The organism is Amorphus orientalis (genome assembly GCF_030814015.1).
Taxonomy (GTDB): Bacteria; Pseudomonadota; Alphaproteobacteria; order Rhizobiales; family Amorphaceae; genus Amorphus; species Amorphus orientalis.
Window position 1 is genome coordinate 260,571 of the sequence record NZ_JAUSUL010000002.1, and the last position, 14,609, is coordinate 275,179.

At 68.1% G+C, this 14,609-nt stretch carries 12 protein-coding genes; 2 read left to right on the forward strand and 10 right to left on the reverse strand.

Annotated features, from left to right (window positions below; translation table 11 throughout):
- Positions 1 to 34: 34 nt before the first annotated feature.
- Genes fhuB through J2S73_RS09060 form a run of 4 tightly spaced genes read right to left on the reverse strand, consistent with a single transcriptional unit; the run spans position 35 to position 5,809 of the window.
- Positions 35 to 2,011 (reverse strand): Fe(3+)-hydroxamate ABC transporter permease FhuB, encoded by a 1,977-nt coding sequence (gene fhuB, locus J2S73_RS09045; RefSeq protein ID WP_306885191.1) that lies wholly within the window; start codon positions 2,009 to 2,011, stop codon positions 35 to 37.
- Positions 2,008 to 2,910: an ABC transporter substrate-binding protein gene (locus J2S73_RS09050; RefSeq protein WP_306885192.1), complete on the reverse strand. Its 903-nt coding sequence runs from the start codon at positions 2,908 to 2,910 to the stop codon at positions 2,008 to 2,010. Before J2S73_RS09050 ends, fhuB begins: the two co-directional genes overlap by 4 nt.
- Before the next feature lie 4 nt (positions 2,911 to 2,914).
- Positions 2,915 to 3,727, reverse strand: a complete 813-nt coding sequence (locus J2S73_RS09055) for an ABC transporter ATP-binding protein (protein WP_306885193.1) — start codon at positions 3,725 to 3,727, stop codon at positions 2,915 to 2,917.
- Between the two features lie 9 nt (positions 3,728 to 3,736).
- Positions 3,737 to 5,809, reverse strand: a complete 2,073-nt coding sequence (locus tag J2S73_RS09060; protein WP_306885194.1) for a TonB-dependent siderophore receptor — start codon at positions 5,807 to 5,809, stop codon at positions 3,737 to 3,739.
- A gap of 555 nt (positions 5,810 to 6,364) precedes the next feature.
- On the opposite strand from J2S73_RS09060, the gene J2S73_RS09065 reads away from it, so the two are divergent.
- Positions 6,365 to 7,507 (forward strand): isobutyryl-CoA dehydrogenase, encoded by a 1,143-nt coding sequence (locus tag J2S73_RS09065; protein ID WP_306885195.1) that lies wholly within the window; start codon positions 6,365 to 6,367, stop codon positions 7,505 to 7,507.
- Between the two features lie 183 nt (positions 7,508 to 7,690).
- Here the strand turns inward: J2S73_RS09065 and J2S73_RS09070 are convergent, their stop codons facing one another.
- Positions 7,691 to 8,530, reverse strand: coding sequence for an IclR family transcriptional regulator (locus J2S73_RS09070; RefSeq protein WP_306885196.1), 840 nt, complete (start codon positions 8,528 to 8,530; stop codon positions 7,691 to 7,693).
- A gap of 110 nt (positions 8,531 to 8,640) precedes the next feature.
- On the opposite strand from J2S73_RS09070, the gene J2S73_RS09075 reads away from it, so the two are divergent.
- Positions 8,641 to 9,591, forward strand: coding sequence for a cupin domain-containing protein (locus J2S73_RS09075; RefSeq protein WP_306885197.1), 951 nt, complete (start codon positions 8,641 to 8,643; stop codon positions 9,589 to 9,591).
- Positions 9,592 to 9,656: 65 nt separating this feature from the next.
- Here the strand turns inward: J2S73_RS09075 and J2S73_RS09080 are convergent, their stop codons facing one another.
- The 5 genes from J2S73_RS09080 to J2S73_RS09100 all read right to left on the reverse strand — a co-directional run bounded on the left by J2S73_RS09080 (position 9,657) and on the right by J2S73_RS09100 (position 14,603).
- Positions 9,657 to 10,442: an IclR family transcriptional regulator gene (locus tag J2S73_RS09080; protein ID WP_306885198.1), complete on the reverse strand. Its 786-nt coding sequence runs from the start codon at positions 10,440 to 10,442 to the stop codon at positions 9,657 to 9,659.
- A 115-nt stretch (positions 10,443 to 10,557) separates the two neighbouring features.
- The gene (locus tag J2S73_RS09085) at positions 10,558 to 11,031 is read right to left on the reverse strand and encodes a flavodoxin domain-containing protein (protein WP_306885199.1); all 474 of its coding nucleotides are present in this window, start codon (positions 11,029 to 11,031) and stop codon (positions 10,558 to 10,560) included.
- A complete protein-coding gene (locus J2S73_RS09090) occupies positions 11,031 to 12,305 on the reverse strand; it encodes an FAD-dependent oxidoreductase (protein WP_306885201.1) in 1,275 nt (424 codons plus the stop codon). The genes J2S73_RS09085 and J2S73_RS09090 overlap by 1 nt, the downstream gene beginning before the upstream one ends.
- Before the next feature lie 10 nt (positions 12,306 to 12,315).
- Entirely contained in the window at positions 12,316 to 13,071 is a 756-nt protein-coding gene (locus J2S73_RS09095) for an SDR family oxidoreductase (protein ID WP_306885202.1), read from the reverse strand.
- 38 nt (positions 13,072 to 13,109) lie between these two features.
- Complete coding sequence (locus tag J2S73_RS09100; RefSeq protein WP_370874410.1) at positions 13,110 to 14,603, reverse strand: aldehyde dehydrogenase; 1,494 nt, start codon at positions 14,601 to 14,603, stop codon at positions 13,110 to 13,112.
- Positions 14,604 to 14,609 lie beyond the last annotated feature (6 nt).

The window sequence follows — 14,609 nt, forward strand, 5'->3', positions numbered from 1 at the left end:
GGAGGGACGGGGAGGCGGCCTTGCCGCGGTCGGCCTATTGCCGCCGGCGCAGGAGCAGGAGCAGGAACGGGGCGCCGACCAGGGTGGAGAGCAGTCCGGCCGGAAGCTCGTAGGGAAAGCCGGCGTTGCGGCCGAAGAAGTCGGCGACGATCATGATCGCCGCACCGGCGATGGCGGCGCCGACCACCTGGGGCAGAGCCCGGCGCAGTCCCAGTTCGCGGGCGAGATGGGGGGCCATCAGTCCGACGAAGGACAGGGGTCCGACCACCAGCGTTCCCGCCGCAGTGAGCGCCACCGCGATCAGAAGCATGACCGCCTGGACGCGCGAGGTGGCGACGCCGATGGCCCGGGCAGCGGATCGTCCGAGCGGCATGATGTCGAGCCAGCGCGCCGTGAGGCAGGTTGCGCCGGCGAGGACGAGCATCAGCGCCAGCGAGATCAGCGCGGTCGACAGGTCCATGCCGTAGGTGGTTCCCGCCATCCAGCTCAGAAGCTGCAGCGCGCGCGGATCGCCCGAGGCCGAGACCAGGCCGATGAAGGCGTCGAGGAGGGCCAGCAGCGCGATACCCGTCAGCACGATCCGTTCCGGCGCGAAGCCGGATTTGCGTCCCATCGCGAGGATCGCGACCAGGACCAGTCCCGCTCCGAGGGTTGCGGATCCGAGCAGGACGGTGAGCGTCGGGGCAGCGGTCACGAACAGGGCGATCCCGAGCCCCATGGTCGCGCCTGCGGACACGCCGATCACTTCCGGGCTGACCATCTCGTTGGACGTCAACCGCTGCAGGATCGTGCCGGCGACGGCCAGCATCGCGCCTGCTGCGATGGCCGCAAGCACCCTCGGGATGCGCCAGGGCAGGACAGTGGAGAGCGCATCGCCGCTGGCGATGACCCAGCCGCCGTCCACGCCTCGGCCGAGCATGACCGCGAGGGCGAACAGGACCGCAAGGCCGACGGCGACGGTACCGAGCACGACCGGCGGCCGCGCCGTATTCGGCGGGCGGGGGGCGGACGGCAGCGGCTCACGCCGGTCGCTCGCCTTCAGCCGGGGCAGCAGAAGGAGGAGAAGCGGCGTGCCGAACAGCGCGGTGACCGCGCCGGTCGGAAGAAACGTGGCCAGCGGGCCGGCCGCGAGGCTGACCACGGCGTCGGTGAGCCAGAGCAACCCGGCTCCGATCACCGGGGCCCAGACAAACTGGGCTCCGAGACGGCGGGCGCCGGCAAGCCGCGCCACGGTCGGCGCGACGAGGCCGATGAAGCCGATCACGCCGACGGAGCTGGTGATCACGGCAGCCAGCGCCAACGCGATCGCCACCCCGCCCCAGCGCACCAGCGCGATCTTGAGGCCGAGCGAACGGGCCTGGGCGTCGGAGAGGGTCAGCAGACCCAGCGGCCGGATCAGCAGGGCGGCTGCGATCGCGAGGAGCCCGAGCCGCGGCAGGAGATCCAGCGGGATGCTCCAGTCCTGCTGGTGGAGCGACCCCGATCCCCAGATGAACAGGCTCATCAGGTAGCGGTCGTGCAGCAGGATCAGGATCGTGGACAGCGACTTGCAGTAGAGGCTGACGATCAGGCCCGCCAGCACGATGGCCACGGGCGCGAAGTTGCGCCGGGCGCCGATCGCGAACACCGCGAGCCCGGCCAGTGCGCTGCCGACGAGCGCAAGCAGGTCCCGGCCGAACACGAGGAGGCCGGGTGCGAACAGGGTGGCGATCGACAGCGCCAGTTCCGCGCCCGCCGACAGCCCCAGCGTGGTGGGCGAGGCGAGCGGATTGCGCATCACCTGCTGCAGGATGACGCCGGAAAGGCCGAGCCCGGCGCCGGCGAGCAGGGCTGTGGCCAGTCGCGGCAGGTCAGCATACAGCAGCACCAGCCGGTCCACGTCGAAGCCGGTCCCGGCCGGAGCGCCGAGCCGCATGAGCTCCGGACCGAGGGCTATGAGAGTGAGCGCGGCGGCCGGACCGAACAGGAGCGCCGCGATCACCGGCAGCCGGAGGGCGATGGGCGTCGTCATCGGTTCACCGTCGTCATCGCGTCCGTGATGAGTTCGGCGAAGCGGACGGCGGAGGGAACGGCGCCATAGGCGAGCACCGCGGGAAGCGTGATGGTGCGGCCGGCGGCGATCGCCGGAAGCCGGTTCCACAACTGGCTGCGCGCGAGGATCGGCTCGATCTCGTCCTCGTAGAAGGGCCGGACCACGACGATGGTGGACTCCGGGTCGGCTTCGGCGAGCTTCTCGACGCCGACGGTCTGGAATCCCCAGTAGTTGGTCGGGTGGGGCCAGCCGTTTTCCAGGCCGATCCGGTCGAGCACGTTCTGGAACAGGGCGTGCGCGCCATAGACCCGGGCGTGCCGGGGATCGATCATGTGCACCAGCACGACGGGTCCGGGAGCGGCCGCGGCGATCCGCTCGCGGCAGGCGGCAAAGGTGGCGTCGGCTTCGGCCAGATAGGCGCGCGCAGCGTCGACGCGATCGATCCGTTCGCCCAGTTCCCGGGTCGCCGCGTAGGACCGGTCGAGCGGCTCGCCGTCGGGTGCGTAGAGGGTGAGGCTCAGGACAGGGGCGATTTCGGAAAGGCGCGAGCGGAGGGCCTGGGTGTAGGGCGTGGCCAGGATCAGGTCCGGCTCGAGAGCGGCGAGCCGCTCCATGTTGATCAGGCGGTCCATCCCGAGGTCGACGACGCTGTCGGGAAGCGGCGGCTCCTGGACGAACCTGTCCCAGCCGTCGGCCGCCGCGATCCCGACCGGGGTCACGCCGAGCGCCATCGCGGTGTTGGCGAGCCCGTAATCGAGGGAGACGATCCGAGGCTCGTCCGCTGCAGCGGTCTGCCGGCCGGCGGTGGCGGCGGCCACGAACGCGGCGGCCCCGGCGAGCAGGCTGCGGCGGCTGAGAAAACCGGGTCCCGACGTCATCGCATCAACCGGCGCACGCGATCGGGATGCCGAGCGTGGGATGGGCGAGGATCTCCATCTCCACGCCGTAGATGGCGGAGAGGGAGGCCTGGGTCATGATCGTCTCCGGCGTGCCCCCGGCAATCAGCCGGCCGGCCTTCAGAGCGTGCAGCCGGTCGCAGAACCTTGCGGCCATGTTGACGTCGTGAAGCACCACGATCGCCGTCAGTCCGCGCTCGTGACAGAGCCGGCGAACCAGGGCGAGCACCTCGATCTGGTGGGCGATGTCGAGGGCCGACGTCGGCTCGTCGAGAAGCAGGCAGTCCGGGTTCTGGGCGAGGCACATGGCGATCCAGGCGCGCTGGCGCTCACCGCCGGAGAGCGTGTCGACCATCCGGTCGGCGAAGTCGGTCATGCCGCATTGCCGGATGGCTTCCTCCACGTGGGCCTGATCCTCGGAACCGAAACGGCCGAGCGCGCCGTGCCAGGGATAACGGCCGAGACGGACCAGTTCGCGCACGGTCAGCCCGACGGAGCCGGGCGTCTGCTGCGGCAGATAGGCGACGTGGCGCGCGAACGTGCGCTCGGGCCAGTCCGTCACCGGCTTGCCGGCGAAGGTGAGGGCGCCGCCGGACGGCTTGATCTGTCCGGCCATCAGCTTGATCAGCGTGGACTTGCCGGAGCCGTTGTGGCCGATCAGCCCGGTGACCAGACCGGGCTGGATGGCGAGGTCGATCCCGTCGAGGATCGCGTGATCGTCGATGCGAAACCCGAGTGCCCGCGCCTCGAAGGGAGACGCGGGCAGGTCGGTTTGCTTCGCTGCAGAAGCCGGTTCCATGGGCGCGGTCTAGAACCGGTAGCGCAGGCTGCCGATGATGGTGCGGCCCGGATCCTTGTAGCAGTAGCCGTCGGCACAGATCGTGCCGCGCTCGTCGAACAGGTTCGTGGCGTTGACCTGCAGGCGGACGCCCTCGAGCTTCGGAGTGCGATAGTCGAAGTCGTAGTGGAGGGCGGCGTCGACGAAGGTCCGCGCATCGTTCTTGATGATGTTGTAGTCGTCGCCGTAGCTCTCGCCGAGATAGCGGACGCCCAGTCCGCCGCCGAGACCGGCTGCAAAGCCCTTCTGGAAGGTGTAGTCGGCGAAGATCGCGGCCTGATGGAACGGCACGCCGTTCAGCTTGTTGCCCTCGGTGTCGCGGGCGCCTTCCTGGATCTCGATGTTGTTGTAGCCGTACGAGGCGGTCAGGCTGAGGCCCTGGGTGAGGCTGGCGACGGCTTCGATCTCGAAGCCCGTGTTCAGCATGTCCTGCTGAACCTGCTCGTTGATGCCGGTGGAGGCGTCGAACACCACGCCGTCCGTCATGTCGATCTGGTAGACCGAGGCGGTCACGAGCGCGTTGTAGCCGGGGATGGCGTATTTCACGCCGCCTTCGACCTGGGTGGCGCTGGTCGGCTTGGCGGGCGCGCCGGTGATCAGCGTGCCCACGTTGGGCGTGAACGTCGTGCCGTAGCTGACATAGGGAACGAGGCCCCAGGGCGTCCGGTAGGACAGCGCTGCCCGGTAGGTCCACTCTTCGTCGTTCTGTTCCACCGGTGCGGCGGCAGCCGTGTCGGTGTCGGCGTGCAGCCAGTCGTAGCGGGTGCCGAGATTGATGATGAAGTTGTCGATCTCGATCTCGTCGTTGGCGTAGATGCCGAACTGCTGCTGGGTCTGGCTCTCGTTCCAGGTGGCCACCGGCGGTGCGCCGTCGCGCGGCAGGGTGCCGTAGCCAAGGTAGTTGTCGTAGTCGACCCAGTTGTAGGCCGCGCCGACCAGGAAGGTGTGGCTGGCGATGCCGGTGTCGAACTCCGCCTTCAGGAAGTTGTCCGTGACGAAGGTATTCATGTTGTCCTGGGCCAGGCCGGCATAGTGGGTGCGCGGGGTGAGCGTGGCGATGCCGGAATATTCTTCGTTCACGTCGACGGCGGCGTAGCGGCTGTTGGAGAACACCGAGAACGTCTCGTTGAAGCGGTGTTCGAACTCGTAGCCGACCCGCCACTGGTCCTGGCTGAACTCGTTGTAGGACGGATCCGGCTCCGGAATGTCGAGAACCTCGGTGCCGTCGAAATAGTAGAAGGTGCTGCCGCCGGTGGAGGCGTTCATGTATTCGCCGAGCACGGTCAGCGTGGTGTCGTCGGTCGGCTTGAAGGTGATCGCCGGGGCAATGTAGACGCGGTCGTCGGGGACGGCGTCCATCTCCGTTCCGGAATCGCGAAGCACGCCGGTCAGGCGGTAGAGCACCGTTCCTTCGTCGTTCAGCGGGCCGGACAGATCCATGTTGCCCTGAATGCGGTCATAGGTGCCGCCTTCGACCATGACTTCGCGGAAGGGCTGCTCGGTCGGCTTCTTGGTGACCAGGTTGACGATGCCGCCGGGGCTCGACGCGCCGTAGAGGGTGCCGGACGGGCCCTTCAGGACCTCGATGGCTTCCAGTCCGTAGGTTTCCGACCGGAACTGGCCGTTCGGCGAGGCGAACTGGCGCAGGCCGTCACGGTAGAGACCGTTATAGGTGACGCTGAAACCGCGCAGATAGAACGCATCGAAGCGGGGCTGGAAGCCGAACGCACCGGTGGTCACGCCGGGAACGTAGGACACGGCCTGGTCGACGGCCTGGGGGTTGAGGTCTTCCAGCTGCTTCTGGGTGACGATGGAGATCGACTGGGGGATGTCGACGATCGGCGTTTCCGACTTGGCGCCGATGCGGCCGGAGATGGGCACGTAGCCGTCCTGGACGAGACCCTGGTTGCTCTGGGCCTGAACGTCGATCGTATCGAGGACGATCGCCTGGTCCTGGGCGAAGGCGGGAGAGGCGGCCAGGGGAAGAACGAGGGCCGCGGTCGCGAGCCTCTGGGAAGTCCGTCTCGACGTGTGATCTGGCATGACGCGTCCTTTACTGAGCTTCCGGCGGGCCGAAGGCGTCGCCTGTTTGTCTTGCCGGCGGACACCGACGGAGGTGTCGGTCCGGTCCGATCCGCCGGGCCTGTCCGCGCAGTTGGCAGGTGACGTCTCTGGCCAAGGCGTCTCGGGGCTGCCAGAATGTCGGCGCGGACGGGTGGCGACCGGATATTCTTGACCTCAGTAGTCAAGAATCGAATTGACGGTCAATGCAGGTAAGTGACGCTTGCGTGTATCTGTTGCCGAGCCGCCACAGGCTGAGCGCGGCAGCTTCTGTCAGAACGATTCCAACAAGCGACGTAAGGTGTTAGCCGAGCAGGGGTTACCGTTCTGAGCGGCCCGCGCGCGGCAAACGGGAAGGTTTTTGGCGGCGGCTCGCGTTCGGGTCGCGCCGCCTTCCTGGCGTATACCCGAGGTAGGTCGGGGTCCGGCCATCGCCCCTCTTGGGATCTCATATCCGGATCGCTAGAGTACCGAATCTGTCGGAAGGGGCGCCACGCGAAGCGCCCGCCGCCGGGTGGAGCGAACCGAGGCACACGCATGGATTTTTCGTTTAGCGAGGAGCAGGCCGCGATCCGGGAGATGGCGCTCTCCTTCGCTGCCGACGAGCTCGCCCCGCACGCGATCGACTGGGACCAGTCAAAGACCTTTCCGGTGGAGACGCTGCGCAAGGCAGCCGCACTCGGCATGGGCGGCATCTATGTCGCCGACGATGTCGGCGGCTCGGGGCTGACCCGTCTCGATGCCGCGCTGATCTTCGAGGCGCTGTCCACCGGCTGTCCGTCCGTCGCCGCCTACATTTCCATCCACAACATGGCCGCCTGGATGATCGATCGGTTCGGCTCCGACGACCAGCGCAGCACCTTTCTCCCGGATCTGTGTTCGATGGACCGGCTGGCGAGCTACTGCCTGACGGAGGCGAACGCCGGGTCGGATGCCTCGGCCCTGCGCACCAAGGCGGTGCGCGACGGCGATCACTATGTCGTGGACGGGCAGAAGCAGTTCATCTCCGGCGCCGGCTCGACCGACCTTCTGGTCGCCATGGTCCGCACCGGCGGCGAGGGGCCGAAAGGCATCTCGACCCTCGTGATCCCGAAGGACACGCCCGGCGTCAGCTTCGGCGCCAACGAGGCGAAGATGGGCTGGAACGCCCAGCCGACACGCGCGGTGATGTTCGACGGGGCGCGCGTCCCTGTGGACAACCGGCTCGGTGACGAGGGCGACGGCTTCAGGATCGCCATGGCCGGGCTGGACGGCGGGCGGCTCAACATCGCCGCCTGCTCGCTCGGCGGGGCCCAGGCCGCGCTGGACAAGACGGTGCGCTACATGGGCGAGCGCAAGGCCTTCGGCCGACACCTGCAGGAGTTCCAGGCGCTGCAGTTCAAGGTCGCCGACATGGCGATCGAGCTGGAAGCGGCACGCACCTTTCTGTGGCGGGCCGCGGTTGCGCTGGACGGGAAGGCGCCGAACGCGACGCGGCTGTGCGCCATGGCCAAGCGCTTCGTCACCGACACCGGCTTTACGGTCGCCAACGACGCGCTGCAGCTCCACGGCGGCTACGGCTACCTGTCGGAGTACGGGCTGGAGAAGATCGTCCGCGACCTGCGCGTCCACCAGATCCTGGAAGGCACCAACGAGATCATGCGGATGATCGTCGCTCGGGACCTGCTCGGAGTGCGGTAGAGCCTTTTCCGTTAGAATGGAAAGATCTGAGCAGGAAGTGCACCGGCAGCGGAGAGGGCCTCCGCGCGACGTCGCCAGAAATCCTGCGAGAGGGATGGCGCGATTCCGCTGCCGGCGGGAAGGGCGTGATGCCGTTGCATCCGCCACTGCCCCGCTTCGCAGGGCAAGGCCTGCCTCCGGTCGTCACCTGTCCCGGGGCTTGCCCGTCTCCCCATGCCAGCCGAGCAGCGTGGAGATGCGCGCGGCAGTCCGGGTGATCTCTTCGGCGAGCCGGTCCCGCAGATCGGCGACGTTCTCGGGGGTGGCGGCAGCGGAGAGGTTGATCGCCGCGACGACCTGACCGGTCATGTCGCGCACCGGCGCGGCGATGCTGGCGATGCCCGCCTCGAAGTCTCCGATATGGGCAACGTGGGCGCGGGTCCGGTCGTCGCGCCATTGGGCAAGGACGGTCGCGAGCGTTTCCGGGCTGGAGACCCCGGTCTTCTGCGCCTCGGAGCGGTAGAGCGCGACCAGGGTGTCCTCCGCCAGATCGGCCAGCAGCACGCGGCCCATGGTGGTGCTGCGGGCGGGCAGCCGGGAGCCGACATGGACGATCCCGGTCAGCCGGTGCGGCGCCGGCAGGCGCAGCACGTAGAGCACCGACGTGCCGTCGAGGACGCCCATATGGGCGGACCAGTCGGTGCGGTCCCGCAGGCGTTCCAGCTCCGGATAGGCCACCTCCACCACCTCGCGCGTCGCCAGATAGCCATAGCCCAGGCGCAGCACCGCCGGGCCGAGCGCATAGGTCTGGGTGCGCTGGTCGTGCAGCAGGCAGCCGGTATGGGCGAGGGTATAGACGGTCCGGAACGCCGCCGAGCGGCTCGTCCCCAGAAGCTCCGCGATCTCGCTCAGGCTCAGATTCGGCCGTTCGGGCGTGAAGGCGCGCAGCACCTCCAGTCCCCGGATCAGGCCTGGAACCAGATACCGGTCCTTGCCGCCCGGCTCTGCGGGACCATCTGAATTTTCGTCGCCTGTGGTGCTCATGCGTTTTGTATATAAAACATGGTATCGCCCGCAAAACAACGCGTCGCTAAGGTTGTTGCTATCGAAGGACGGGGCGCGGCCCCGATGGATCCCACCAGAGGAGCGCTGGCATGAACGTTCACGCCGTGAGTGAGCCCGCCGAGCTGAAGGAGCGTCTGCTCCAGCACGTCGGCCGGTTCGTCGACAAGGAATTCGACTGGGACGCGTTCCCGAGCAACAGCGGCTTCGCCGAGCTCGAGCGGGCCCAGATGCGCTATATCGGCGCCGGTGGCTCCCCGAAGGTCGGTGACACGACCACTCTGAAGCCGGACCATTTCACCCTCAGCCTGATCTACAAGGAGCCGGGCAAGTACGCGGCCTGCCACTCCCACGAGATCGAGGAATCCTTCCTCATCATCGACGGCGCGCTGATCGTCGGCTGGGAGAAGGACGGCGAGGTCGTCGAGGTCCGTCTCGGCCCGAAGGACATGATCCTGAACGCGCGCGAGATCGGCCACGGCTTCCGCAACGACGGCGTCGAGCCGGTGCTGATGTCGATCTCCGTCGACGTGGGCAAGCCGCTGCCGCCAGTCTACCACTACCATCCGAAGGAGCACCCGCCGGAGCTGGCCCGCTCGTTCGGCGCCCAGCCGGGCAAGACCATGCCGTTCGATCCGAAGGGCGCGCATCCGATCCAGCAGCTGATGTCGAAGTTCGTGGTCCGCCACAACGAGCTGGAGACCCGGTGGGATCCCGCCGGCTTCACCCGCAAGGTCTATGTCGGCCCGGGCGGCATCGACAACGACACCTGCCGCAAGGAGATGCTGGGCGTGCCGATGGGCGTCGGCGTGAAGCCGTTCGTCCGCGACGTCGAAGACGCCTTCTTCGTGCTGGAAGGCAGCCTGACCGTCGGTTGGGAAGAAGACGGCAAGACGGTCGAGGTCGAGCTCGGCCCGCGCGATCTGGTCAAGACGCCGGCCGGCCAGCCGCACTGGTTCCGCAACAACTCCGCGGGCGCCGCCACCGTCTGGTACGTGATCGGCAGCTCCGCGCCGGAGAGCGTGGTCTTCGAGAAGGCCTGACCTCTGCCATTCGTCCGGTCGCGGATCGCCGCGGCCGGGCACCCGTTTCGAGCCGCGTGATGGCTCTAAAGGGCGCAGCCCAGATTCTGGGAAATGTCGCGCGCGGTCCTGCGGATGTCCGCCTCGATGTCCCTGAGCTTCTCGTTGTCCTTCTCGAACACCCAGTCGGGACCGGACACGTTAATCGCAGCCACCGCCCGGCCGGTCCGGTCGAAGACCGCGCAGGCGCAGGAGCCGATACCCTGTTCGAAGTTCGCCGCGCTCCAGGCAATGCCTGCGGCCCGGTCGCTCGCGATCTGCGCGGCCAGCGCTTCGTAGCTGGTCGCCGTCTTGCTGGAAAAGCCTTCCATCTCCGCGTCCTTGTAAAGGGCGGCAAGGTCGGCCTCGTCGAGATCGGCGAGCAGGATCCGGCCCATGGTCGTGGCGTGGGCCGGCAGCCGCGTCCCTTCCCGGACGTTGGACACGAGCTGCGCATTCGGGGATGTGCGCACGAGATACACGACGTCGCGCCCGTCGAGAATTCCGAGATGCGCAGACAAGCCGGTCTTCTCGGCCAGCGTGGCGAGGCGCGGGCGGCTGACCTGGATGACGTCGCGTCCGTTCATGGAATCGCTGGCCAGCCCGACCAGGCCGAGGCCGAGCCGGTAGCCGGCGCCGGGTTCGCGCTCCTCGATCATGCGCTCGTCGTGGAGGGTATGGAGCAGCCGGATCAGCGTCGTCCGGTTGATCGACAGGTCCTTCGCCGCCTTGGAAATGTTCGCGCAGGTGTTGCCGGCGCCGATATATTTGAGAACCGCGATCGCGCGTCGAACGGGCGGGACTTCGTAGGCGGTCGGTTTCTGGACGTTCATGGCGTTCCCCCCGGGGCGCGCATCTGCCGATGGGCGTCCGGTCACGTGCAACTTGGCTCAAGCGCTCCGGCGGTGTCCGTCGGGTGGACCCGACTCGCGCCGATCGGCAAAGGTTCTACGCATCGGAGGCGGCGGACAAGAGCGGTTCGGCCTCGGCGACCCGCTGGTCGGCCCAGTCGGTTGCCAGATCTTCCGGCAGGTCTTCGCCCGACGCGTCGTGGGTCAGACGCTCGCCGACCCTGGTGGCGCCGTGCGCGGTCAGAAGCTCTTCCATCCGCTTGGAGCCGTGGTTGAAGGTCTCGTCGTACTCGCTGTCGCCCATGCCGAAGATCGCGAAGTGGATGCCGGCCAGATCCGGCTTCCTCGCATCCATCGCTTCCGCGAACGGCTGGGCGGATGCGGGCAGCTCGCCGTCGCCGTAGGTCGAACAGATGACGATGTAGAACCGCGCCTTGTCGAAGCCGTCCGGGTCGAATTCGGCGAGATTGCTCACCTCGACCTCGTGCGATCCTTCCAGGTGGGACTGCAGGTCCTCCGAAAGCATCTCCGCGTTTCCGGTTTCCGTGCCGTAGAGGATGGTGATGTCCATCAGCGTGTCTCCCGTTTCGCGCCGGCTGCGGCGAGCATGTCTTCGACCAGCGTGAGCTTGCGCCGGCAGCGTCCGTCGGGAACGTCCGCCGTTTCGGCCTCGTCGATGCGCAGCCAGCCTTCGTAGTCGGTAACCGTGTCGAACCGCGCGCGGATCGCCGTCGCACCCGGCCGGTCGCCGGCGGGCGGATGTGCCTCCAGATCGGCGGCGATGCGCTTGGCGAGCTCCTGGGCGTCGGCGCGGTTCTCCGGGATGGTGCCGCGCGGGCCGCGCTTGAACCATCCGGCCAGATAGAGCCCAGGCTCGACCGCGCCCGCCTCCGCATCGACGGCCCGCGACAGGAGCGCCTCCCGGTCCATCGCCCGATCGTCGTCGAAGCCGATCGCGGTGATCAGAGTATCGCAGGCGATCACGAGTTCTTCACCGCCGCCGGCCTTGTGAAAGTGCGCCTCTGAGACGGTGCCATCCGCGCCCGTGGCCCGTTCCGGCACCCATCCGAAGCGGAACGTCACCGTCTTGTCGGCATCCGACGCGCCGGCCTCCCCCAGTTCGCGGAGCGCTGCCAGGCGCTTGTCCTCGCCGTCTTCGGCAGGCGGCAGGTCCTCGACCACGAACCGCGTGGCCGACAGCTTGCCGAGCTCGCGGATCATGACCGGATCGAAGCGGGCGGCGTCAGCCGGCGACCGGCCGACGATGTCGATGGTCTGAAGCCCGGCCTCCGACAGGCGCTGCGTATGGGTGTCGGCCAGGTCCGAGCCCTCGAATTCGTGGGGCGTCTTGGCGAGAATGCGGAGAATGTCGATCGCCACGTTGCCGTTGCCGACGATGACGACGTTCCGCCCGAGCCCCGGGATCCGCCCGGCCTCGTCGGGATGGTCGTTCCAGTGCCGGGTCAGGAAACCGGCCCGGAAGATGCCGTCCAGTTCCTCGCCGGGAATGCCGAGCTTGCGATCGGCGGACAGACCGGTGGCGAGCACCACCACGTCATAGAACTCGCGCAGTTCAGCAAGGGTCAGATCGGCGTCGTGCTCGGGATCTCCGATCCTGAGATTGCCGACGAAGCCGACGCCCTGCTTCTCGAACAACCGGGCGAACTGGCGCACCACGCCCTTCGTGCCCTGATGGTCCGGCGCCACCCCGTAGCGCACCAGACCGTAGGGCACCGGAAGCCGGTCGATCAGGTCGATGTGGATGTCGTCGCGAAGCTTGCCGAGCGCCTGGGCGAGATAGCATCCCGAGGGGCCGGCTCCGACGATGGCGATCTGGACGGTCACGTGCTTTCCCTCAGTTGAAGACGAAGCCGTTGTTGACCGGCAGGGTCTGGCCCGTGAGCGTCAGGGCGTCCGGGCTCAGAAGGAAGGAGATCGTGCCGACGATCTCGTCCGGCCCTTGAGGGCCGGGAACGGCCCGGCCGGTCTCGTAGAGCCTGTGGCGCTCCTCAGGGACGTATTCCGTCGACGCGGTGGTCAGGATGCCGGGCGCGACCGCCGTCACGCCGACGCGGTCCGGCCCGAGTTCGCGGGCGAGCGAACGGGTCATGGCCATCACCGCCCCCTTGGAGGCGGTGTAGGAGATCAGGTTCGGCGCGCCCCACAGCGCCGTGTCGGACGCCAGGTTCACGATCCGGCCGCTGCCGGAGGCCGCCAGAAGCGGAGCGAGCGCCCGCGTGATCAGCCAGGTTCCGCGCACGTTCACCCGCATCACCTTGTCGAAGGTCTCGATGTCGACGTCGCGGAAGCCGATGCCGCCGATCCCGGTGGCGATGGCGCCGTTGTTGACCAGGCCGTGAAGGGTGTTGCGGCTGGCCGAGATGGCGTCGCCAAAGTGCTCGATCGCGGCCGGATCACCGAGATCCAGGGTGTGGCTTTCCGACGAAAAGCCTTCGGCCTTCAGCGCATCCGCCGTCTCCGCGCAGCGCGCCTCGTCGATATCGGCCAGGATCAGGCTTGCGCCCTTGCGCGCGCAGTCCAGCGCGATCTCGCGGCCGAGGCCGCCGCCGGCACCCGTCACAACGACGGAGCGTCCTTCCAGCATGGTCATCCCGTTCCGGTTTCCTGTGTTCGCTCCGCCCGGCTGCGTCATGACAGTCTCGCCCAGGGCAGGGGGGCCTCGGACAGGCCGTGATAGATGCCCTTCTGGCGCTGATAGGCACGCAGGCCGGCGCGGCCCTTCTCGCGGCCCATGCCGCTCGCCGCGTCGCCGCCGAACGGGGTGGAGATGGAGAACTGCTTGTAGGTGTTGATCCAGACCGTGCCGGCCTGGATGGCGCGGGCCACGCGCCAGGCACGGGGGAAATCCGTCGTCCAGATTCCGCAGGCCAGGCCGTAGTCGTTGTCGTTGGACTGGGCGATCACGTCGGCCTCGTCGTCGAACGGCAGAACGACAAGCACCGGGCCGAAGATCTCCTCGCGGCAGGTGCGGCTGTCGTTGGCAAGCCCCGCTACGATGGTCGGCTCCAGATAGGCGCCGCTGTCGAACCCGGGTCCGGAGGGACGCTTGCCGCCGGTCAGGATTTCGCCGCCTTCCTCGCGGGCGAGCGCGATATAGGCTTCCACCGCTTCCCGATGTTCGAAGCCGATCAGCGGGGCGACCTGGGTTGCGGGGTCGAACGGCGAGCCGACCACGAGCTTCTCCGTCGCCGCCACGAGCCGGGCGACGAAGTCGTCGTAGATCGCGCGCTCCACGAACAGGCGCGAGCCGGCGATGCAGGACTGGCCGCTTGAGGAGAATATCCCGAACAGGACCCCGGCGATCGCCTGGTCCATGTCGCAATCGGAGAAGACGATGGTCGGCGACTTGCCGCCGAGTTCCAGCGACACCGGCATCAGCTTGCGACCGGCCTGTTCGCCGATGCGCCGTCCGGTCTCCGTGCCGCCGGTGAACGAGACCCGGCCGATGGCTGGATGTTCGACCAGCAGGTTGCCGATCTCCCGGCCGGCACCCGGCAGGACCGAGAAGAGGCCCTTCGGCAGGCCGGCTTCCTCGATGATGCGGGCCAACTCCAGCGACACCAGCGGCGACCAGCTCGACGGCTTCAGGAGCACCGCGTTGCCGGCGGCGAGTGCCGGCGCGACCTTCTGGGCGTCCGATGCGATCGGCGAATTCCACGGCGTGATCGCGGCCACCAGTCCGATCGGCTCGTGCACCGACATGGTCAGATGATCGCCGCGGCGGGTGGTCAGGTCCTCGTCGGCGGTCTCCACGACGGCGGCGAAGTAACGGAATGTGCCGGCCGCGGACATCGCAAGCGCTGTGGTCTCGCCGCGCGTCTTGCCCGTGTCGCGGGTCTGGATGAACGAGATCCGGTCGATGTTGGCTTCGATGCCGTCGGCGATCCGGGTGAGATAGCGGGCGCGCTGATGGGGCAGGAGATCGCGCCAGGCCGGATCGGCCTGGGCCGCGATCGCACGGGCGATCGCCCGCTCGCCGTCGTCTCGGGAGGCGCCGGAGAGCCTGCGGTTTTCCGAGCCGTCATGGGAGAAGGTCGAGACGATCTCGGCGCCCGATCCGGTCTCCCATTCGCCGCCCACGAACAGGCGGCCGTCCGGCAAATCGTAGGTCTTGTGCGACATTACGGT